The organism is Micromonospora sp. RTGN7 (genome assembly GCF_033804645.1).
Classification (GTDB): Bacteria; Actinomycetota; Actinomycetes; order Mycobacteriales; family Micromonosporaceae; genus Micromonospora.
In genome coordinates this window covers 67755-90223 of sequence record NZ_JAPZLF010000006.1, presented here as the reverse complement: position 1 = coordinate 90223, position 22469 = coordinate 67755, and the positions used below count along the sequence as shown (strand labels likewise).

Genomic DNA, 22469 nt, shown 5'->3' with positions numbered 1-22469 from the left:
CCGGCGAGATACTAGGCTCTAACTGTCGCGGATGATCGCGGCGTGTCTTGCGGAGGAGAAGACCGGTGACCTACATCATCGCCGAGCCCTGCGTGGATGTGCTCGACAAGGCATGCATCGAGGAATGCCCGGTCGACTGCATCTACGAGGGAAACCGGATGCTCTACATCCACCCCGACGAATGCGTCGACTGCGGTGCCTGTGAGCCGGTCTGCCCGGTCGAGGCAATCTTCTACGAGGACGACGTCCCGGAGCAGTGGAAGGACTACACCGGGGCGAACTACGAGTTCTTCGAGGAGCTGGGCTCGCCCGGTGGTGCCTCGAAGATCGGCAAGGTGGACAAGGACGCGACGTTCGTCGTGGCCCAGCCACCGCATGGAGAGGGCAACTGAACCGGCCCGCGCTGGTCTCGGCGCGGCTGCCCGACTACACCTGGGACGCCCTGGAGGCTGCGGCCACCGTGGCGGCGGCGCACCCGGACGGCCTGATCAACCTCTCCATGGGCACTCCGGTCGACCCGGTGCCCCCGGTGATTCGGCAGGCCCTGGCCGACGCCTCCGACGCCCCCGGGTACCCGCTGACCGCCGGTACGCCCGCCCTGCGGGCCGCCATCGCGGCCTGGGTGGCCCGGGCCTGCGGCGTGGGCGTCGACGGCCTCGGGGTGCTGCCCACCATCGGCTCCAAGGAGCTGGTGGCCTGGCTGCCCACCCTGCTCGGCCTCGGCCCCGGCGACATCGTCGTGGTGCCGTCTGTCTGCTATCCGACGTACGAGGCCGGGGTGCGGCTCGCCGGTGCCACCACCGTGCGCACCGACTCGCTGACCGCGCTCGGCCCCGACCCCCGGGTCCGCCTGGTCTGGGTGAACTCGCCCGGCAACCCCACCGGCCGGGTGCTGCCCGCCAACCACCTGCGCAAGGTGGTCGACTGGGCCCGGGAGCGGGGCGCCGTGGTGGCCAGCGACGAGTGCTACCTGCCGCTGGCCTGGTCAGCTGCCGCCGAGCCGGTCTCCGTGCTCGCCCCCGAGGTGTGCGGCGGGTCGTACGACGGGGTGCTGGCGGTGCACTCGCTCTCCAAGCGCTCCAACCTCGCCGGGTACCGGGCGGGCTTCGTGGCCGGCGATCCCGCGCTGGTGGCCGAGCTGCTGACGGTGCGCAAGCACGCCGGCATGATCGTGCCCGCCCCGGTGCAGGCGGCGATGATCGCCGCGCTCGGTGACCAGGAACACGCCGACGCCCAACGGGAGCGCTACCGGGCCCGGCGGGAGCAGCTTCTCGCCGCGTTCACCGGGGCCGGGTTCACGGTCGAGCACTCCGAGGCCGGGCTCTACCTCTGGATGACCCGGGGCGAGGACTGCTGGGCGACGGTCGACTGGCTGGCCCGCCGGGGTGTCCTGGTCGCCGCCGGCGTGTTCTATGGCCCAGGCGGCGCGCGGCACGTCCGGGCGGCGCTGACCGAGTCCGACGAGCACATCGCGGCGGTCGCCGCGCGCCTCGCCCAGCCCTGACCCCGGGACGACGTTCGCCCGGGCACGGGCGGGGCAACTTGCGGGGCGATATCCTCGGTCGGACCACGTCGGGAGGACCTCGGCGTCCATTGACCGGAACGCCGAGGTGCGTGATCGTGGAGAGGCGCGGTGGCAACCCGCGGGCCGCCGTGGTGGGCACGGGGCTCATCGGCGGTTCCGTCCTGCTCCGCCTGCATGAGCGTGGGCTCGACGTCGCCGGCTGGGACCCGGACGCCGCCACCCGCGCACAGGGGCGGGCCCGGGGCATCGCCTTCCCCGACGAGCTGGCCGACGCCGTCCGCGACCGGGACGTGGTGTTTCTCTGCGGCCCGCTGTCCAGCCTGCCGGACACCCTGCTCACCGTCGCCGAGCACACCGGCCCCGACTGTGTGATCACCGACGTGGGCAGCACGAAGGGCGGGATCGCCGGGTTCGCGGCGGCGCACGGCCTGACCGACCGCTTCGTCCCGGGGCATCCGATGGCCGGGGCCGAACGCGCCGGCCTGACCTCCGCCGACCCCGGGCTCCTCGACGGCGCGGCCTGGGTGCTCTGCCCCACGGCCGAGGGCGTCGACCGGTTCCGGACGCTGGCCGCCCTGGTCGTCGACGTCTTCGGCGCCCGGGTCGTACCGATGGCGCCGGACGCGCACGACGCGGCGGCGGCGCTCGCCTCGCACGTCCCACACCTGCTGGCCGGCGGCCTGGCCGGCGCGGTGGCGGACTCCGACCTGCGCGACGCCGTGCTCGGCCTGGCCGCCGGGAGCTTCCGCGACGGCACCCGGGTCGCGGCGACCCCGGCCACCCGGACGGCGGACATGCTGCTGAACAACCGCGACCAGATCCTCGACCAGCTCGCCCGGGTCACCGGGATCCTCGACCAGTTCGCCGCCGCGCTGCGGGCCGGCGACGCGGCGACCCTGGTAGGGCACTACCAGCGGGCACGCGGGCTGCGGCTGGCGCTGCTCGACCGCGAGCTGTCCCCGGTCGGCCGGGACTTCCCGGTCGGCGTGGCTGTCCGGCAACCAGCAGAACGCCCCGACGCCGTCGACGGCGAGCTGGCGTACCTGCTGTCGCTCGGCGCGGCCGGCGGCCACCTGACCGGGTGCCGGGTGGCGGCGGGCACGGTGACCTATACCGGTCACCTGCCGACCGCGCCGTCCTGAGCCACCGACGGTGTGGAGAAGGGCACCTGCTCCACCGCAGGAGTTAATGAGGTGCCCTTCCTTCATCTAGGGTGAGGGCATGGTGGACGGACCGGTCGTGGCGGTGCGCGGCGAGGCGTACCGGGAAGTTGCTCCCGAGCTGGCCCGGTTCACGGTGACCGCGATGGCCCGGGACCGGGACCGGGCGGCCACGCTGACCCGGCTCGCCGAGCGGGCCGCCGCCGTACGGGTGCTGCTCGACTCCGCCGAGCCGGCGGTGGACCGCCGGGAGACCGGCGACCTGCGGGTGTGGCCGGAGACGAAGCGTTCCGGCGAGCGGGTGGTGGCCTGGCACGGCAGCGTCGCCACCACCGTCACCGTCACCGATCTCACCGCGCTGGGCGAGCTGATGCTCCGCCTGGCCGACCAGGACCAGGTGGAGGTCGCCGGCCCGTGGTGGTCGCTGCGCCCGGACAGCCCGGCGTACCGGGAGGCCCGGCACGCCGCGATCGCCGACGCGCTGGTCCGCGCCCGGGAGTACGCCGAGGCGCTGGGCGCCCGGGTGACGGCCCTGCTGGAACTCGCCGACACCGGGATGAACCCGCAGCCGATGATGACCCGCGCCGCGTTCAAGGGCGGCGGTCCGGAGGACGCCGCGCCGGAGCTCGACCTGGACCCGCAGTTGCAGAACGTGCACGCGGCGGTGGAGGCCCGCTTCACGATCACCGCGCCGGTCCTCGACTGATGCCGGCCGCGCGGGTGCTGGCCGTGGAGGAGTTGGTGGCCCGCGCCCGAGCCCTGGCCGACGGCGGCCCCCGCCAGCTGCTGGGCATCGCCGGCGCCCCGGGGGCCGGCAAGTCCACTCTGGCCGAGCGGATCGTCGCCGAGCTGGGCCAGGCCGCCCGGCTGGTGCCGATGGACGGGTTCCACCTGGCCCAGGCCGAGCTGCGCCGGCTCGGCCGGGACACGCGCAAGGGCGCGGTGGACACCTTCGACGGCGGTGGGTATGTCGCGCTGCTGCGTCGGTTGCACCGGCTGGAGCCGACCTCGGTCTGGGCGCCGCAGTTCCGCCGGAACCTGGAGGAGCCGGTTGCCGGGGCGATCGACGTGCCGCCGGAGGTCCGGCTGGTGGTGACCGAGGGCAACTACCTGCTGCTGCCCGAGGACCCGTGGGACGAGGTGCGGTCGCTGCTGCACGAGGCGTGGTTCCTCGATCTGGACGCCGACCTGCGGCGGGAGAGGCTGACCGCCCGGCACGAGGCGTACGGGCGGTCGCCGGAGCGGGCGCGGGCCTGGGCGCTGGGCAGCGACGAGGCCAACGCGGCCCTGGTGGCCGCCACCGCCGACCGTGCCGACCTGGTGGTCCGGCTGGCGAAACCGAGGCCCTAGTCGACTCCCTCCCGGGGTGCCGGGACCGGCCGGCGGAGCAGCCAGGTCACCCTGGCCCGTTCGCGGCGGAACTCGGCAGCGTCCGGGTAGCCGCTGTGGTTGCGGATCGGCGGGTCGGCGACCTCCCCGCCGGTGGGATGCAGGGCGTCCGGGTCGCGCACCGGCAGGTCCCGTTCGCCGGCGGTGACCTGCCAGCCCAACGGGTCGGTGTCGCGCCAGAAGTTGGTCCAGCCGGGCCACGCGGACGGCCCCCGCAGCGCTTCGGTGAGCGTCGGTAGCCGGTCCGGCCCGAAGTACGCCGGGAAGATCCGCCCGTACAGGCGGGTGAGCTGGCAGCCGTAGGAGAAGAACCAGATCCGCCGACGCCAGCGGGCCGGGAGCTGGAGGATCACCGCCGCGCAGATCAACGTGCCCTGGCTGTGCCCCGACAGGATGATCCCGTCCACCCGGTGCGGGTCGTGCTCACCCAGCGCGAGCAGGCCGGCGGTGCGGGTCTGCAACTCCGGCACCGCCCGCTCGGCGTAGCTCGGCGGGGCAAGCGGGTGCGCGGCGCGGGGCCAGAAGGTGCCGATGTCCCAGAACACCCCGACCGACCGGCGCACCGTGTCGTTGCGGTACACCAGCAGCCCCACGGTGGCGATCGCCACCGGCAGCCAGCCGAGCAGGGCGTCGCCGATGTCGGCCACCGTCTTCACCACCATCGGCCATCCGGTCACCGTGGCGGCGTCCGGCGGGAGGTGGGACAGGGCCGCGGCGGAGCCGAGGGTGCCGAGCAGCGCGCCGACCGCCGCGTACCAGCCGACCAGTCGAACGGCGTGCTCGCCGACCAGCCGGTGCAGCGCCCGGAAGGCACTCACGTCCCGGCAGCGCCGTCGGTCGTGGGCGGATAGGGTGTTGTCCTCCGGCACCAGCCGGGCGTACTCCTCCCGGCGTAGCCGGTGGAAGAGCAGACCGGCGCGGAGGGCGAGCCCGGCCAGTGCCAGCACCGCGACGGCGAAGGCGAGCCCGGCCCACATCACCGGCAGTGGTGGGACCACGCCGATCCGGTCGTCGGACGGGGCACCGTCGGTGAGCCGGGCGGTGACCCAGTAGAGCACCCCGGAGCAGTACGCGATGCCGAGCAGCCAGCCGAAGCCGGCGATGACCGCCGGCCCCCGGCCTCCCCAGCCGAGGTCGGTGTGCGGTTCCCGGTTCTCAGCCGGTGCGGCGGGGCCGGTGCGGGGCAGCAGCAGCCCGATGCCGGCCAGCGCGATCGCGGGGACGCTGAGCATCCAGCCGTCCAGCCGCTGCGGCGCCGGGGGCGTCGCGGGCAGCCAGCCGGCGATCCAGGCGACCCCGAGCGGGAGGAGCACCGCAGCGGTCACGGGGGCGGCCAGCGCGCGCCGGCCGGAGCGGGACACCGAGGCGATGGCCGCCAGCAGGAGCACCTGACCGGTGCCGTACCAGGCGATGATCCAGTCGTAGCCGGGCAGCGAGTGGTCGACCGCGCAGCCGGCGGTGGCCGGGTCGCGCAGGCACCCGGCCGGCGGCCGCAGCTCGGCCAGCGGGGTCCCGGCCGGGCCGTCCGGCAGCAGCAGGAGCAGCACCGTGCCGGTGACCCCGGCGCAGGTCAGGGCGATGACGGTCACGCTCCATGCCCCGAGCGGGGTGTCCCCGGCGCGTCGACTCAGCCAGGGCCGACCCAGCGCTACCACCGCGATCGTCACGACCGCGACGAGCAACCCCACGGTGGGCCAGGCGATGGCGGCCCGTACGCCCAGGGGTGGGTCCATCGCGATCACCGCGCCGAGCGGCACGGCCGCCGCGACCGCCGCCCCGACGCAGAGGTGCAGCACGCCGGCGCGGCGCAGTTGACCTTCGCCGCACCAGAAGGTGTGGTCCTGTAGCGGGTTGGCGGCCTCGGCGTCCTGCGCCGACGCGTCGGTGGCCGGTGCGGCGGGCATCTCCGCCTCGTACTGGTAGGTCCGCCAGGCGAGCAGGCCGAGGAGCATCAGCAGGACCAGCGGGATCCCCAGGCCGGCGGCCAGGGCGTGGGCATCCTCCCGCCACCAGCCGTGCGCGAGGAACTCCCACGGCCCGGGGATGCGGCCGAGGCAGTCGTCGTCGACGCACTGCCAGGCGACCAGGTCCACACCGATGCCGGTGGCGGCGAGGATCAGCGTCCCGGTGAGACTGAGGCAGAACAACCGGATCAGCCAGGCGGTGATCCCGGACCGGCTGCCCCAGCGCTCCTGGCCCGGGTCCGGCGGAATGCCTGGCCGGGCGTGCAGCGCCACGTTCGCCAGCGTGAACGGCAGCAGTAGCGTCCAGAGGGCCCGCTCCACGTCTCGCGCGGTCCGCGCGCCGGAGGTCAACTGCCCCCAGCTGTACGCCTCCACCGTGACCGAGTCGTCCGGGCGGGCGGCGGTGGAGCGGTAGAAGCCCGTGACCTCGTCGCCGGCGACCAGCCAGGGGCGGGGGGCGTCGTCGCCCGGCTGAGGGGCCAGGCCGAGCACCTGGGCCGGGGGAGTGTTGGACACGCCGTGGACGCGAAGTTCGAGCACCCGGCCGGCCATTGGTGCCTCCTAGTAATGGTTCCACTACCCAGAGTGCACCACCCGGACCCGCTTCGGCCACCCCTGTGGCGAGACGTTTTCGCAGGTGAGGGCCGTGATGACCGGATATCGGCCCTCAGTTGACGGTGCGTACCGGCCGGGCCGGGTTGCCCACCGCGACGACGCCGGCCGGCAGGTCGCGGGTTACCACGGCGCCCGCGCCGACCACCGTGTCGTCGCCGATGCTCACCCCGGCCAGCACGATCACCCCACCGCCGAGCCAGACGTTGTCTCCGAGCGTGATCGGCTGCGCAGCCTCCCACTTCTCCCGCCGGGGCTCCGGGTCGACCGGGTGGGTGGCGGTCAGCAACTGCACGTTCGGTCCGATCTGGACGTCCGCGCCGATGCTGATCCGGGCGATGTCGAGGAAAACGGCGTTGAAGTTGACGAACCCGCGCGGCCCGAGATGGCTGTTCCAGCCGTAGTCGCAGTGGAACGGTGGGCGGACCCAGGTGCCCTCGCCGACGGAGCCGAGCAGCGCGCGCAGCGCCTCCAGCCGGCCCTCGGGGTCGGTCGCCGAGCTGCGGTTGAACGCCTCGTTGAGGCGGGCGGCCCGGTCCAGGTCGGCCAGGATCTCCGGGCCCTCGGCGCGGTAGAGCTCGCCGGCGAGCATGCGGTCCTTCATGGAGGTCATCGGCCGATCATCTCCGGCCCGGTCGCTGCCTCGTGCGAATTTTGTCACCTTTCTTACTTCTCTTATGTATACCGCGTATGCAATCCTCTTCTGTGTCTGTGCGATCCCTGTCAGTGATGACGCCTTACGAGGAGGATCCGTTGCATCGAACAGGAAGAAAGTCCGCCGGCCTGGCGCTGGCACTCGGTCTGGTGCTTGCGGCACCGCTGACCACCCCGGCCGGGGCCGCCCCGGCCATGCCCCCCACCGCAGCCACCGGTGCCGGCCCGGCCTCGACCGTCGGGGCCCCGACCGCCGGCTCCGGACCGGCCGGTAAGGCCGCCGGCCGCCCGGCCACGGTCACCCTGGTCACCGGCGACCGGGTCACCGTCACCGCCGGCGGCGTGGTCTCCGTCCGGCCCGGTGCCGGCCGTGCAGAGCTGCGGTTCCTGGTCCAACGGGACCGGGGTCACGTCACCGTGCTACCCCAGGACGCGCTGCCGCTGCTGCGGTCCGGCAAGGTGGACCGGCGGCTCTTCGACGTCACCGGGCTGATCGACGCCGGCTACGACGACGCACGTCGGGACACCCTTCCGCTGCTCGTGTCGTACCGGTCGGCCGACGCCCGCCGGGCCGTCGCCGGCATCACCGGCACCCGGGTCACCCGCGACCTGCCCGCCATCGGTGGGGCGGCGCTGACGGCCGAGAAGGCCCGGGCCGGTGCGGTCTGGGGTGCGGTGACCACCGGCCGGGCCTCGGCCCGCGTCGACACGGCGGAGGGTGTCGACCGGCTCTGGCTGGACGGCCGGCGTCAGGTCACCCTCGACCACAGCGTGCCGCAGATCGGCGCGCCGGCCGCCCACGCCGCCGGCCTCACCGGCAGCGGCGTCACCGTCGCGGTGCTGGACACCGGCGTCGACCCCGACCACCCCGACTTCGCCGGCCGGCTCGCCGAGTCGCGCAACTTCAGCGAGGCGCCCGAGCCGGGCGACGTGATCGGTCACGGCACCCACGTCGCCTCGATCATCGCCGGCAGCGGCGCTGCCTCGGGCGGAAAATACCGAGGGGTGGCGCCGGACGCGACGCTGCTCTCCGGCAAGGTCTGCGAGAGCTTCGGCTGCTCGGACTCCGCCATCCTCGCCGGCATGCAGTGGGCGGCGGTGGAGAAGCACGCCACCGTGGTCAACATGAGTCTCAGCGGAATGGACACCCCCGAGGTGGATCCGCTGGAGCAGGCGGTGCAGACCCTCACCGCGCAGACCGGCACCCTCTTCGTCCTCGCCGCCGGCAACAGCGGCTCGGACGGCTCCGTCGGCTCCCCGGCCAGCGCGGACGCCGCCCTGGCGGTCGGCGCCGTCGACCGGGACGACGAGCTGGCCGACTTCTCCAGTCGCGGACCCCGGGTCGGCGACGACGCCCTCAAGCCCGACCTCACCGCCCCCGGCGTGGAGATCGTCGCGGCCCGGGCCGCCGGCAGCGACATCGGCGAGCCGGTCGGCGAGAAGTACATGTCACTCTCCGGCACGTCGATGGCCACCCCGCACGTCGTCGGCTCGGTGGCGCTGCTCGCCCAGCGCCACCCCGACTGGCGGGCCGGTGCGCTCAAGTCGACCCTGATGGCCTCGGCGAAACCGCATCCGGGACAGACCGCGTACCAGCAGGGCGCGGGCCGGGTCGACGTGGCCCGCGCGATCGGCCAGCAGCTCACCAGCGACCCGGCGAGCGTGTCCTTCGGCCGCGCGCAGTGGCCGCACGGCGACGACCCGGTCGTCGGCCGGACGGTGACCTGGCATAACTCCGGGGCCACCCCGGTCACCCTCGACCTCGCCGTCGAGGCCACCGGGCCGGGCGGCGACCCCGCCCCGGCCGGCCTGTTCCGGCTCGGTGCGTCCCGGATCACCGTGCCGGCCGGCGGCCAGGCGCAGGCCACCGTCACCGCCGACACCCGGGTGGACAGCCCGGACGGCTACTACACCGGGCGGATCGTCGCCCGGTCCGGCGCGACGGTGGCGGTCACCCCGATCGCGGTGCACCGCGAGGTGGAGAGCTACGAGGTCACCATCAGCCACCTCGGCCAGGACGGCAGGCCCGCCACCGAGTACGGCACCACCCTGGTCAACCTGGACACCTCCGAGTTCCCCACGGACGTCTACGATGCCGACGGCACGGTGACCGTGCGCGTCCCGAAGGGGCGGTACGGGCTGGCCAGCTACCTGTTCGCCACGGACGCGGACGGCGAGCCCACCGGGGCAACCCTGCTCGCCCGGCCCGAACTGGTCGTCGACCGGGCGCTCCGGCTCACCCTCGACGCCCGCACCGCCAAGCCGGTGCTGAACACGGTGCCGCAGCGCGGCGCGGTCCCCCATCTGATCGACGTCAGCGCGATCTTCTTCGGCGCCGACGAGAGCAGCTACTCGTTCGGCCTGTGGAGCGATGCCTTCGAGGGGCTGACCGTCGGACAGGTCGGCCCGGCCAGCACTCCCGATCGGTTCGTCGCCACGATCGGCAGCCAGTGGGCCGCCCAGGACGCCTCCGCCAGCCCGTACCTGTACGCGCTGCTGGAGGCGTTCCCCGGCCGGATGCCGACCGGCTTCGTCAAGCACTACCGCAGCCGGGACCTGGCCACCGTCGTGCACACCTTCCGGGACCCCTACCCCGGGCTGGAGGCCGATCGGTTCGTCATGGGCGAGCTGGAGTACAACACCGGCGGCTCCGGGCTGGTCCTGCCCATCCCCACGCCCGGCCGCCGGGTCGAGCACTACAGCACGAACCACGTGCGGTGGGAGACGGAGCTGGACTTCGGCACCCGTGCCCCGGAGGGCTGGCTGGACATCGAGGCGGTGCTGTTCACCCGGCCCACCGCGTACCGGGCCGGGCGGACGTACCACGAGACCTGGGGTGTCGCCCCGCTCGCGCCGTCCTTCCCGGCACGGCGCTGGCCGTCGGACGGGATCACCCGCGCGGGCGACACGGTCGTGGTCAACCTGCCCGTGCACAGCGACGCGGCCGGGCATCCCGGTGGGTCGTTCAATGACCCCGAGTGGACCAGGCTGTACCGCGAGGGCAAGCTGGTCGGGGAGAGTGAGTACGCGGGCTACGGGGAGTTCCGAGTGCCGGCGGGCGCGGCGGACTACCGGGTGGAGACCCTGGCCAAGCGCGGCCTCGTCGACCTGAGCACCGAGGTCACCAGCGCGTGGACGTTCCGGTCCCGGCACGTCCCCGGTGACGGCTTCGCGGCACTGCCGGCGATGGCGGTGCGCTTCACCCCGGCGCTTCGTGCCGACAACAGCGCCCCGGCCGGCCGGTCCTTCACGGTCCCTGTACGGGTCGAGCGGCAGGAAGGCGCCCCGGCGGCGAAGGTATCATCGCTGACCGTCGATGCCTCCTACGACGGCGGGAAGACCTGGCGCAAGGCGGAACTGCGCCGCCAGGGCTCCGGCTGGACGGCCACGGTGAAACACCCGGCTGGCGCCGGCTACGTCTCGCTGCGGGCCACCGCGAAGGACACCGCCGGCAGCACGGTGAGCACGCGGATCATCCAGGCGTACCGGCTGCGGTGATCAGGCGTCCGGGCCCGGCGGACGTCCCCGCCGGGCCCGGACGTTGCCGGATCGGGCCGCGCATATCGGTCCTCAGCTTCGTGGCCGGCGCCCTCGTGCTGCCGGCCCTTGTAGCTGTCGGCTCTCGTGCTGTCGGGCCCGTCAGTCGTTGGCGTGCAGGGCGGCGTTCAGCTCGATGCCCCGGCCGGTGCGGGGGCGGGCCTCCAGCGCGCCGGTGACCGAGTTGCGCCAGAACAGCAGCCCGTCGACGCCCGACAGCTCGCGGGCCCTGACCACCCGGCCATCCGGCAGGGTGACCTTGGAGGCGGCCGTGACGTAGCAGCCCGCCTCGACCACGCAGTCGTCGCCGAGCGAGATGCCGACGCCCGCGTTCGCGCCGACCAGGCTCCGCTCGCCGATGCGCACCTTGTCGGTGCCACCGCCGGAGAGAGTGCCCATGATCGACGCACCGCCGCCGATGTCGGAGCCGTCGCCGACCACCACGCCCTGCACGATCCGCCCCTCGACCATCGAGGTGCCGAGCGTGCCGGCGTTGAAGTTGCAGAAGCCCTCGTGCATCACGGTGGTACCGGCGGCCAGGTGCGCGCCGAGCCGGACCCGGTCCGCGTCGGCGATCCGCACCCCGGCGGGGACCACGTAGTCGGTCATCCGGGGGAACTTGTCCACCCCGTACACGGCCAGGTGCCGGCCCGCGGCCCGCTCGATGACCCGCAGCTCGTCCACCCGCTCCGGCGGGCACGGCCCGGCCGACGTCCAGGCCACGTTCGCCAACTTGCCGAAGATGCCGTCGAGGTTCAGCTCGTTGGGGCGCACCAGCCGGTGGGAGAGCAGGTGCAACCTGAGGTACGCGTCGGCGGCATCGGCGATCGGGTCGTCCAGCGAGCCGATCTCGGTGACCACCTGGACCGTACGCAGACCGGGCAGCGCCCGTTCGCCGAGGGCTCCCGGCGGCAGGTCCAGCACGTCCGCCTCGTCCTCGCCCGGGACCAGCGGCAGCTCGCCGAGCCCCAGCTTGCCCGTCGGGTACCAGGTGTCGAGCACCTGCTCGTCAGCGGTGGTGGTGGCCAGTCCAATTCCCCACGCAGGCTGTGCAGTCGTCACGCCTGTGACGGTACCGTGCGAACCATGGACAACCCGCTGACCCCTGAGGTCCTCGCCGATCCGGTGGCGTTGACCCGTGCCCTGGTCGACATCGAATCCGTCTCCCTCGACGAGAAGGTGATCGCCGACTGCGTCGAGGAGGTGCTCCGGGGGCTGCCGCACCTGACCACGTTCCGGCACGGCAACACCGTGATGGCGCGTACCGACCTGGGGCGGGCCTCCCGGGTGGTGCTCGCGGGGCACCTGGACACCGTTCCGCTGAACAACAACTTCCCGTCGACCACGCGCGGGGACCTGATGTACGGCTGCGGCACCTCGGACATGAAGTCCGGGGTGGCGTACGCGCTGCACCTGGCGGTCACCCTGCCCGAGCCGAAGTACGACGTGACGTACTTCTTCTACGAGGCCGAGGAGATCGAGTCGAAGTACAACGGGCTCTTCCTGGTCGCCGAGGCGTACCCGGAGTGGCTCCAGGCGGACTTCGCGGTGCTGCTGGAGCCGACGCACGGCATCGTCGAGGCCGGCTGCCAGGGCACCATGCGCTCGGTCGTGACCACCACCGGCGTACGGGCCCACTCGGCGCGCTCCTGGCACGGGGTGAACGCCATCCACGCCGCCGGCGAGGTGCTGAGCCGCCTGTCCGGGTATGAGGCGCGCCGGGTCACCATCGACGGCTGCGACTATCGCGAGGGCATGAACGCCGTGCGGATCAACGGCGGGGTCGCCGGCAACGTGGTGCCGGACCACTGCGAGATCGAGGTGAACTACCGGTTCGCGCCGGATCGCACCCCGGCCGAGGCCGAGGCGTACCTGCGCGAGGTCTTCGCGGGCTTCGACCTGCGGGTCACCGACACGGCGGCCGGGGCGGCCCCCGGGCTGGACGCGGCCCCCGCGCAGGAGTTCCTGGCGGCGGTCGGCGCCGCGCCGATCGGCAAGCTGGGCTGGACGGACGTGGCCCGGTTCGCCGCGATGGGCATTCCCGCGCTGAACTTCGGCCCGGGCGACCCCAACCTGGCTCACCATCCCGACGAGCATGTCGAGATCAGCAAGATCCGCGAGGGGGCGACCACCCTGCATCGCTGGCTCACCCCCGCCTGAGCCCGCCCCGCCTGAGCCCGCCCATGCCGGTCCGCCCATGCCGGTCCGCCCATGCCGGTCCGCCCCCGGGTAGGGCCCGTGCCCGGGGCGGCTTGTCTTCGGGTGGGACCGCGATCGGGCTGGGAGTGTGCGGCCGGGCGGCCCGTGCCACCGGGATCGGTGGGCGGGCCGCCCGGCCGGTCAGGCGGTCGGGGTCAGGGACGGCTCGGGGCGGGTGTCTGCCGGGTCGCCGGTGAGGTCGGCGACGGCGGCTTCCATCTGCCGGGCGCGGCGGCGCTCGGCCACCACGTCCTGGATGCGTCGCTGCATCTGCCGACGGATCCGGATCATTTCGCTGTTGCTGATCACGCTGGCTCCTCCCCCGAAGGCGCGTGCCGGGGCATACCCGGTATGTGAATACTAAGACGTGGGTGCGACCGAATTAGTTGCCGCGGTCGTGAAGAATTTCTCCGCCTTCGCCTGGTGCGGGGGTCGCACCCGGTAGGTGTCCCTCCACTACGGTTGCTCCCATGAGTGACAGCAGCGGGCACAGCCCTAGTCGCGAGCCGGGGCGGGAACGGCACCGGGGCGCCGTCACGCTGCGCCGTCAGGCCATTCCGACCAGCACCGCCGACCAGCGGCTGCTGGATTCGCGGGGTCGCGGCGACTGGAAGACCAAGGACGCGTGGCGGGCGCTGCGCATCCTGTCGGAGTTCGTGGAGGGCTTCGACACCCTTGCCGACCTGCCGCCGGCCGTCAGCGTCTTCGGCTCCGCCCGCAGCATGCCGGACAGTCCCGAGTGCCGGCTGGCCGAGGAGTTGGGCGCAGCCCTGGCCCGGGCCGGGTATGCGGTGATCACCGGCGGCGGGCCGGGCGTGATGGAGGCCGCCAACCGGGGCGCCAGCGACGCCGGCGGGCTCTCCGTCGGCCTCGGCATCGAGTTGCCGTTCGAGCAGGGCCTCAACGACTGGGTCGACCTGGCCATCGACTTCCGGTACTTCTTCGTCCGCAAGACCATGTTCGTCAAGTACGCCCAGGCGTTCGTGGTGCTGCCCGGCGGCTTCGGCACCATGGACGAGCTGTTCGAGGCGCTGACCCTGGTGCAGACCGGCAAGGTCACCCGGTTCCCGGTGGTGCTGATGGGGACGGACTACTGGCGTGGCCTGCTCGACTGGCTGCGCGACACGATGGCCGCCGACGGCAAGATCGGGCCGGTCGACCTGGAGCTGATCTGTCTCACCGACGACGTCACCGCGGCCGTCCGGCACATCGTGGAGGCCGAGGCCGCGCTCTCCGTCGAGCAGGAGGCGGTCCGCGAGGAGGTCGTCGCGCAGACCGGGGCGGATCAGCGGGCCGCAGCCGAGCAGGGCCGGGAGGACTGAGTCCGGTGGCGGCGATCTGCGTCTTCTGCGCGTCCTCCCGCACCCTCGACCGGCGCTGGCTGGACCTGGCCGCCGAGGCGGGCGCGGAGATCGCCCGCCGCGGTCACACCCTGGTCAGCGGCGGCGGCTGCGTCGGGATGATGGGCGCGGTGGCGGACGGGGCCCGCTCCGCCGGCGGAGCCACCCTGGGGGTGATCCCGCAGTCCCTGGTCGACCTGGAGGTGGCCGACCTCGCCTCGGACGAACTGCTGGTCACCGGCAGCATGGCCGACCGCAAGACCGTCATGATCGACAAGTCGGACGCGTTCCTCACCCTGCCCGGCGGGCTGGGCACCCTGGACGAGCTGTTCGAGGTCTGGACCACGGCCACCCTGGCCCAGCACGCCAAGCCGATGGTGCTGGTCGACGCGGACGGCTTCTACCGGCCCCTGCTCGACTGGCTGGCCGGCCTCGCCGACCAGAACTTCCTCAAGCCGGCCGGCCTGGGCCTCCTCACTGTCGTCGACACGATCCCCGCCGCCCTCGACGCCCTAACCCCCCACCTCCCCTAACCCCCATCTCCCCGAGGCCCCCCGCACCCGACCCGGTCCCACCCGCGCCCGCAGTCGATCATGAAGTTACCGGCGCGGCTGTCGGCGTGTCGTGGCGCTAACTTCATGATCAACCGGATCGGGGTGGGTGGGAGGCCGGGGGGTGGGTGGGGGGCCGGGGGTGGGTGGGGTGTCGTAGGGGCGTGGTGGGATGGGGAGATGCAGGCGTACCGGCTGGTGCGTCGGCCTGCCGAGGCGGCCCGGGGGGACCGTCGGTCCGGTGGGGCGGCGCGGGGGGATGGTCGGCCCGAGGGGGCGACCACGCGGGGGGATGGTCGGCCCGAGGGGGCGACCACGCGGGAGCGTCGGGCCGGGGGGCCGGGCGGCGATGACGCGTACGCCGAGGAGCCGGCCGCCGGTGGCCCGCCGGATGAGGCGCCGCGCGGCGGTCTGACGTACGCGGGGGAACCCGTAGGCCGTGCGGCGGCCAAGGAGCCGCGTGCCGACCACCCCCAGGGCGAGGGGACTGGGCCTGAGGAGTGGCGGGACGACCCGTTGCAGGCCGAAATCGTGGCGCACACCGCCGGGCCGATGCTGGTCGTCGGCGGGCCCGGCACCGGTAAGACCAGCACCCTCGTCGAGGCGGTCGCCGCCCGGGTGGCCGAGGGGGCCGACCCCGAGCGGGTCCTGGTGCTCACCTTCGGCCGCCGGCAGGCCACCGACCTGCGCCGCCGGATCGAGGCCCGGGTGGCCGGGGACGGCCACCGGGTGCTGCGCGAGCCGCTGGTACGCACCTTCCCGGCGTACGCGTACGGGCTGCTGCGCCGGGCCGCCGCCGAGCGGGGCGAGCCGTCGCCCCGGCTGCTCACCGGCCCGGAGCAGGATTTGATCATCCGGGAGCTGCTGGACGTGGTCGGCGAGGAGCCCGACGACGACCCGGTCGGCTGGCCCGAGGACCTGCGCCCCGCCCTGCGTACCCGGGCGTTCGCGGCCCAGCTCCGCGACCTGCTGATGCGGGCTGCGGAGCGCGGGGTGGGCCCGGTGGAACTGGCCCGGCTGGGGGAGAAGCTGGGCCGCGCGGACTGGCCGGCCGCCGCCCGCTTCCTGCGGGAGTACGTCGCCGTGCTCGCCCTGCGCGACGTCAGCAACCGCGGCTCGATCGCGTACGACCCGGCGGAGCTGGTCCGGGCCGCCACCGGGCTGCTGCTGGACGATCCGGAGCTGCTGGAGGCGGAGCGCCGCCGCCTCGCCCACGTGTACGTCGACGAGTTGGCCGACACCGACCCGGCCCAGCTCGACCTTCTCGGCGTGGTGGCCGGCGGCGGCAAGTCCCTGGTGGCCTTCGCCGACCCGGACTCCTCCACGTACGCCTTCCGGGGCACGGACCCGGCCGGGGTGGGCACCTTCCCACACCGGTTCCGCACCGCCTCCGGTGCGCCGGCCGCCCAGGTCCTGCTGACCACCTCGTACCGGTCGGGGGCGGGGCTGATCGCCGCCACCCGGCGGCTCACCGGCCGCCTGCGCGGCCCGAACGCCCACCGGCGGTTGCGTCCGCTGCCCGAGGCCCCGCCCGGCTCGGTCGAGGTGCGCACCTTCCGCTCGGCCACCAGCGAGGCGGCCTGGCTGGCCCAGGCGCTGCGCGCGGCGCACCTGCTCGGCGGTGTGCCGTGGTCGCGGATGGCGGTGCTGGTCCGCTCGACCGCCCGGCAGCTACCGGTGCTGCGCCGGGCGCTGCACACCGCCGGGGTGCCGACCGTGGTGCACGGCGAGGACCTGCCGCTGCACCTGCAACCGGCGGTCGCCCCGCTGCTGCTCCTGCTGCGCTGCGCCCTGGAGCCGGAGCGGCTGGACGAGGAGTCGGCGGTGGCGCTGCTGCACTCGCCGCTGGGCGGGGCCGACCCGCTGGCCGAGCGGCGGCTGCGCCAGGGGCTGCGCTCGCTCGCCCTGGCCCTCGGCGACCGCCGCCCCTCCGGTGAGCTGATCGTTGACGCGCTGCGCGACCCGGAGGAGTTGGCGGCCATCGACCGGCACTGGGCGGAGCCGGCGCAGGCGGTGGCCGGCCTGCTGGCCATCACCCGGGAGGCGGCCGGGCGGCCCGAGGCGACCGCCGAGGGCGTGCTGTGGGCGGTGTGGAACGCCAGCGGCCTGGCCGAGCGCTGGGCCGGGGCGATCACCCGGGGGCGGGAAGCGACCGGCGAGCACGAGACCGCGCGGCGCTGGCGGGCTGAGGCCGCCGACCGGGACCTGGACGCGGTGCTGGTGCTCTTCGACGCGGCTGCCCGCTTCGCCGACCGGCTTCCCGGCGCCCGTACGGAGGTCTTCCTCGACCATGTGCTCGCCCAGGATCTGCCGGCCGACACCCTGGCCGCGACGGCCGACCGGGGCGAGGCCGTCCGGCTGCTCACCGCGCACGCCGCCAAGGGGTTGGAGTGGGACCTGGTGGCGGTCGCCGGGGTGCAGGAGGGCGTCTGGCCTGACCTGCGGCTGCGCGGCAGCCTGCTCGGCTCCGAGCGGCTGGTCGACGTGCTGGCCGGCCGTGACTCCGGCGACGGTGGGCGGGCCGTCCTGATCGGGCAGACCTCCGCTCTGCTCGACGAGGAGCGCAGGCTCTTCCACGTGGCGGTGAGCCGGGCCCGCCGTCGGCTGCTGGTGAGCGCGGTCGCCTCGGCCGCGGTCGGGGGCGACGACCACGAGGAGCAGCCCAGTCGCTTCCTCTACGAGCTCGACCCCACCGGCCCGGGTGACCCCGGCAGCGGTGGCCCACGGCCCGTCGCCCCGGACGGCGGCCCGGCCGCCCCGCCGTCGGCCGGGAGTGGGGACACGCCGCCCGGCGGCCCGCCCGAGCCGGGGTCGGGCGACGCTCCGGCGGGCTCGGGCGATGACTCGGCGGGGCCGGGCGATGACTCGGCGGGGCCGGGCGATGACTCGGCGGGGCCGGTGACTCTGCCGGTGGCCGGGCCGCCCCGGGCGCTGACCCTGCCGGCGTTGGTCGCGGAGCTGCGTACCGCCGTGGCCGACCCGGCGGCGCCACATCCCCGGCGGCGCGCGGCGGCGGCGGAACTGGCCCGCCTGGCCGCCGCCGGGGTGCCCGGTGCGCACCCGGACGACTGGTGGGGGCTGCGCGGCCTCTCCGACGACCGGCCGCTGGTCGACGAGGGGGAGCCGGTGCGGGTCACCCCGTCGGGGATGGAGAGCGCGTTGCGGTGCAGCCTGCGCTGGCTGCTGGAACGGCATGGCGGCAGCGGCCCGGCCAGCGCCGCGCAGGGGGTGGGTAACCTGGTGCACGCCGCAGCGATGCTCGCCGAGGACGCCAGCGTCGACCGCTCCGCCCTGCTGGAGTACGTGGCCGCCCGGTTCGACGCGATCGAGTTGGCCGCCCGGTGGATGGTCGGCCCGGAGCGGGAACGGGCCGAGGCGATGGTCGACAAGTTGCTGCGCTGGCTGGCCGGCAACCCGCGCCGGCTGCTCGCCATCGAGCACGAGTTCGCGGTCCGGCTCGACGACCCGCACCGGCCGGTGGAGCTGACCGGCCGGGTGGACCGGCTGGAGGTGGACGCCGACGGACGGCTCGTGGTGATCGACCTGAAGACCGGCAAGTCCACCGTGGTCACCGAGCACGAGATCGGCGAGCATCCGCAGCTCGGGGCGTACCAGGCGGCAGTGGAGGCGGGCGGGTTCGCCGAGTTCGGCGCCGAGTCCGGGGGCGCAGCCCTGGTGCAGCTCGGCACCGGGGCGAAGGACGCGAAGGAGCAGAGCCAGCCGGCGACAGGGCAGGGGCCGGAGGCCGGCTGGGCGACCGCGCTGGTGCGGCGCACCGCCGATACGATGGCCGCCGCCACCTTCGCCGCGGTCGCCAACTCGAAGTGCCGGGTCTGCCCGGTGCGCACGAGTTGCCCGGTGTCCGGCCAGGGGCGCCAGGTCGTCGAACCGCCGACCACCCGCCGCCCGGACAGCCCGTGAGCGCGAGGAGCCGGCTTGCGAGCCCCACAGTCGTGAACGAAGAGGCACCGTGACCCAGCCCGCCCTGTTCAGCACCGCGACTCCGGCGCCCCGCACCGCCGACTCCGGCCCCCGGTACACGCCGGTCGAGCTGGCGAAGCTGCTCCGGCTGTCCGCGCCCACCCGCGAGCAGGCGGCGATCATCGCCGCGCCGGTGGAGCCGCTGCTGGTGGTCGCGGGCGCCGGGTCCGGCAAGACCGAGACGATGGCCGCCCGGGTGGTCTGGCTGGTCGCCAACGCGTACGTCCGGCCGGAGCAGATCCTCGGGCTGACCTTCACCCGCAAGGCTGCCGGCGAGCTGGGCCACCGGGTGCGTACCCGGCTCGACCAGTTGGTCCGCCGGGTCGGGCGGCGGGGCCGGACCCCGCAGGACGACCCGTTCGCCGGCGAGCCGACCGTCTCCACCTACCACTCGTACGCGGGGCGGATCGTCACCGAGCACGGCCTGCGCGCCGGGTACGAGCCATCCACCCGGCTGCTCACCGAGGCGTCCCGCTGGCAGCTCGTCGACCTGCTGGTGCGTAACTACGACGGCGACATGACCGGCGTCGACCGGATGCCCAGCACCATCACCGATGCGGTGCTGGCCCTGGCCGGCGAGCTGGACGAGCACCTGGTCGACCCGGACGCCCTGGCCGCCTGGACCGGCCGCTTCTTCGCCGACGTGCAATCCCGCCCCGGCCGGGTCTACGCCGACATGCGCAAGGCCCTAGCCCTCCAGCAGACCCGGCTGAAGCTTCTTCCGTTGGTCCGGGCGTACGCCCGGCGCAAGAGGGACTTCGAGGCGATGGACTTCGCCGACCAGCTCGCCCGGGCGGCCCGGGTGGCCCGGGACCACCCGGCGGTCGGCACGATCGAGCGGGACCGTTTCCGGGTGGTGCTGCTCGACGAGTACCAGGACACCAGCCACGCCCAGGTGGTGCTGCTCAACGCCCTGTTCGGCGGCGGCCACCCGGTGACGGCGGTCGGCGACCCCTGCCAGTCCATCTACGGCTGGCGCGGGGCCAGCGCCGGCACGCTGGACCGTTTCCCCACCGAGTTCGCCCGCTCCGACGGCACGCCGGCGGCGATGCTCGGGCTGACCACGAGCTGGCGCAACCGCCCGGAGATCCTCGGCGTGGCGAACGCCCTGTCCACCCCGCTGCGGGCGGCCGGCGCCCGGGTGCCGGAGCTGCGCGCGGCGCTGAGCGTCGCCGACCCGATCGGCCACCGTACCCCCGGCGGCCTGGCCGCCGGCACCGTGCACTGCGCGCTCCTGCCGACGTACGCGGACGAGGCGGACTGGATCGCCGACAGCGTGCTGGCCGCCTGGCGGGGGGCGGCCCGGATGCCGGGGGCGCTGCCCGAGCACATCCCGGTGCCGCAGCGGCCCTCCACCGCCGTGCTGGTCCGGCTGCGCAGCCAGATCCCGGCGATCTCCACGGCGCTGCGTGCCCGGGGACTGCCCGTCGAGGTGGTGGGGCTGGGTGGCCTGCTGGACACCCCAGAGGTGCGGGACGTGGTGTGCACGCTGCGGGTGCTCGCCGACCCGACCGACGGTGCGGCGCTGCTGCGGCTGCTCACCGGCGCACGCTGGCGGATCGGGCCGCGTGACCTGGTGGCCCTGCACCGCCGGGCCCGGGCCGTCGCCGCCGGCCGCCGCCGGCTCGCCGCCGACGACGGGCCGGAGATCGCCGTCGACCTGCTCGACGAGGCCACCCTCGTGGAGGCGCTGGCGGACCTCGGGCCAGCCCAGACGTACTCGGTCCAGGGCTACACCCGGCTGCGCACGTACGGCGAGGAGCTGGCCCTGCTCCGCTACCGGCTGGACCAGACGCTGCCGGAGCTGATCGCAGACGTCGAGCGGACCATCGGCCTCGACGTGGAGGTGGCGGTCCGGGCCGGCCGGGACGGCACCGGGGACGCCGGCCTCGCCCGGGGTCACCTGGACGCCCTCGGCGACGTGGCGGCCCGGTTCAGCGGGGAGTCCCCGGCAGCCACCCTGTCGGGGTTCCTGGCCTACCTCGCCGCAGCCGAGGACGAGGAGCGCGGCCTCGCCCCGGGCGAGGTGGAGGTGGTGGAGGGGGCGGTGCAGATCCTCACCGCGCACGCCGCGAAGGGCCTGGAATGGGACGTGGTGGCGGTCGCCGGCCTGAGCCGGGGCGTCTGGCCCGGCCTGGTACGCAACTCTGACCACTGGCTCGGCGGGCTGGGGATGCTGCCGTTCCCGCTGCGTGGGGACGCCGACGGGCTGCCGGAGCTGGGTCTCGCCGAGGCCGCCGATCAGCGCGCGGTGGCCCGGGCGCTGACCGACTTCACCGACGCCTGGCGGGCGCACGACGAGCGGGAGGAGCGCCGGCTGGCGTACGTGGCGGTGACCCGGCCACGGCGGCTGCTGCTCTGTTCCGGTTACTGGTGGGGTGAGGGGAGGAAGCGTCCACGCGGACCGTCGGTGTTCCTCCGGGAGGTGCACGACACCTGCCTGGACGGCGGCGGCGGGCACCTGGTGGACCGGTGGGCCCCCGAGCCCGGCGGTGACGCCACCAACCCCACCACGGAGGTGGTGCTGCGCGCCGAGTGGCCGGCTGACCCGCTGGGCGGTCGCCGCCCGGCGCTGGCCGAGGCCGCCGCGCTGGTCCGCCGCTTCCTGGCCGGGGACCAGCCATCCGCACCTGTCGTGTCCGGGCCGCCTGCGGTGTCCGGGCCGCCTGCGGTGTCCGCCGGGGCGGACCCACGGGCCCCATCGGTCGCGTCGGCCGCCACAGCCCCAGCGGCGCCAGCAGCCCTACCGGCCGAGGTCACCGCCCCCGCAGCCGGGGCCGTGGCTGGGGTTGGTGCCGAGGCCGACGTCGGGGCCGAGGACCCGGAGGTGGCGCGCTGGCGGCGGGAGGCCGACCTGTTGCTCGCCGAGCGGGCCGAGCTGGCGGCCGGGGCAGGGGCGGTCGAGGTGGCCCTGCCCGGCCAGCTCTCGGTGACCCAGCTCGTAGCGCTGCGCCGCGACCCGGAGGAGCTGGCCCGGGCCCTGCGTCGCCCGATGCCCGTCGAGCCCAACCCGTACGCGCGGCGGGGCACCGCGTTCCACACCTGGCTGGAGCGGCGCTTCGGCGCGGACCGGCTGCTCGACGTGGACGAGCTGCCGGGGGCGGCCGATGCGGACGCCGCGCCCGACGAGGCGCTGGCCGAGCTCCAGGCGCGTTTCCTGGCCGGGGAGTGGGCCGAGCGGGTGCCGGTGGAGGTGGAGGTGCCGTTCGCCACAGTGATCGCCGGGGTGGTGGTGCGCGGCCGGATGGACGCGGTCTTCGCCCGCCCCGGCGGCCGGTACGACGTAATCGACTGGAAGACCGGGCGGCAGCCCGTCGGGGCGGAGGCCGACGCGGCGGCGGTGCAGCTCGCCGTCTACCGGCTGGCCTGGGCCGAGCTGGCCCGGGTGCCGGTCGATCGGGTCGGCGCGGCCTTCCACTACGTGCGGGACGCAGCGACGGTCCGCCCGGCGGACCTGCTCGACGCCGACGGACTCACCGACCTGATCAGCCGCGTGCCCGAGGTGCCCCAGCCGGCCGTTCGCCAGCGGGGAGCGTAAGAAATCTTGGACCGTGTGG

Annotated in this window: 15 protein-coding genes; 11 read left to right on the top strand and 4 right to left on the bottom strand. The window is 74.7% G+C overall.

The window, feature by feature from the left end; translation table 11 throughout:
- Positions 1–65 precede the first annotated feature (65 nt).
- The 5 genes from fdxA (at position 66) to SNR22_RS10785 (ending at position 4035) form a co-directional block, all read left to right on the top strand.
- Entirely contained in the window at positions 66–392 is a 327-nt protein-coding gene (gene fdxA, locus SNR22_RS10805) for a ferredoxin (RefSeq protein WP_320066382.1), read from the top strand.
- Entirely contained in the window at positions 389–1504 is a 1116-nt protein-coding gene (dapC, locus tag SNR22_RS10800; protein WP_320066592.1) for a succinyldiaminopimelate transaminase, read from the top strand. The genes fdxA and dapC overlap by 4 nt, the downstream gene beginning before the upstream one ends.
- Positions 1505–1617: 113 nt before the next feature.
- Positions 1618–2667 (top strand): prephenate dehydrogenase, encoded by a 1050-nt coding sequence (locus SNR22_RS10795; RefSeq protein WP_413775621.1) that lies wholly within the window; start codon positions 1618–1620, stop codon positions 2665–2667.
- A gap of 79 nt (positions 2668–2746) precedes the next feature.
- A complete protein-coding gene (locus SNR22_RS10790; RefSeq protein ID WP_320066380.1) occupies positions 2747–3391 on the top strand; it encodes an SIMPL domain-containing protein in 645 nt (214 codons plus the stop codon).
- Positions 3391–4035 (top strand): nucleoside/nucleotide kinase family protein, encoded by a 645-nt coding sequence (locus SNR22_RS10785; RefSeq protein WP_320066379.1) that lies wholly within the window; start codon positions 3391–3393, stop codon positions 4033–4035. Before SNR22_RS10790 ends, SNR22_RS10785 begins: the two co-directional genes overlap by 1 nt.
- On the opposite strand, the gene SNR22_RS10780 is transcribed toward SNR22_RS10785, so the two are convergent.
- Entirely contained in the window at positions 4032–6590 is a 2559-nt protein-coding gene (locus SNR22_RS10780; RefSeq protein WP_320066378.1) for a hypothetical protein, read from the bottom strand. The genes SNR22_RS10785 and SNR22_RS10780 overlap by 4 nt on opposite strands.
- A 115-nt stretch (positions 6591–6705) precedes the next feature.
- Positions 6706–7263, bottom strand: a complete 558-nt coding sequence (locus SNR22_RS10775; protein WP_320066377.1) for a sugar O-acetyltransferase — start codon at positions 7261–7263, stop codon at positions 6706–6708.
- A gap of 116 nt (positions 7264–7379) precedes the next feature.
- Here SNR22_RS10775 and SNR22_RS10770 point away from each other — a divergent pair, with 116 nt between their 5' ends.
- Positions 7380–10802, top strand: coding sequence for a S8 family serine peptidase (locus SNR22_RS10770; RefSeq protein WP_320066376.1), 3423 nt, complete (start codon positions 7380–7382; stop codon positions 10800–10802).
- Positions 10803–10943: 141 nt separating this feature from the next.
- On the opposite strand, the gene dapD is transcribed toward SNR22_RS10770, so the two are convergent.
- Positions 10944–11903: a 2,3,4,5-tetrahydropyridine-2,6-dicarboxylate N-succinyltransferase gene (gene dapD / locus SNR22_RS10765; protein WP_320066375.1), complete on the bottom strand. Its 960-nt coding sequence runs from the start codon at positions 11901–11903 to the stop codon at positions 10944–10946.
- A gap of 24 nt (positions 11904–11927) precedes the next feature.
- Here dapD and dapE point away from each other — a divergent pair, with 24 nt between their 5' ends.
- Positions 11928–13001 carry a succinyl-diaminopimelate desuccinylase gene (dapE, locus tag SNR22_RS10760; RefSeq protein ID WP_320066374.1) on the top strand — a complete coding sequence of 358 codons (1074 nt, stop codon included), beginning with the start codon at positions 11928–11930 and terminating at the stop codon, positions 12999–13001.
- Between the two features lie 180 nt (positions 13002–13181).
- On the opposite strand, the gene SNR22_RS10755 is transcribed toward dapE, so the two are convergent.
- A complete protein-coding gene (locus SNR22_RS10755) occupies positions 13182–13349 on the bottom strand; it encodes a hypothetical protein (protein WP_320066373.1) in 168 nt (55 codons plus the stop codon).
- Positions 13350–13510: 161 nt separating this feature from the next.
- Here SNR22_RS10755 and SNR22_RS10750 point away from each other — a divergent pair, with 161 nt between their 5' ends.
- The 4 genes from SNR22_RS10750 to SNR22_RS10735 all read left to right on the top strand — a co-directional run bounded on the left by SNR22_RS10750 (position 13511) and on the right by SNR22_RS10735 (position 22450).
- Entirely contained in the window at positions 13511–14362 is an 852-nt protein-coding gene (locus tag SNR22_RS10750; protein ID WP_320066372.1) for a TIGR00730 family Rossman fold protein, read from the top strand.
- Positions 14363–14367: 5 nt separating this feature from the next.
- Complete coding sequence (locus tag SNR22_RS10745; protein ID WP_320066371.1) at positions 14368–14913, top strand: TIGR00730 family Rossman fold protein; 546 nt, start codon at positions 14368–14370, stop codon at positions 14911–14913.
- 198 nt (positions 14914–15111) lie between these two features.
- Complete coding sequence (locus SNR22_RS10740) at positions 15112–18852, top strand: ATP-dependent helicase (protein ID WP_320066370.1); 3741 nt, start codon at positions 15112–15114, stop codon at positions 18850–18852.
- A 49-nt stretch (positions 18853–18901) separates the two neighbouring features.
- Positions 18902–22450 carry an ATP-dependent DNA helicase gene (locus SNR22_RS10735; protein WP_320066369.1) on the top strand — a complete coding sequence of 1183 codons (3549 nt, stop codon included), beginning with the start codon at positions 18902–18904 and terminating at the stop codon, positions 22448–22450.
- Positions 22451–22469: the final 19 nt, after the last annotated feature.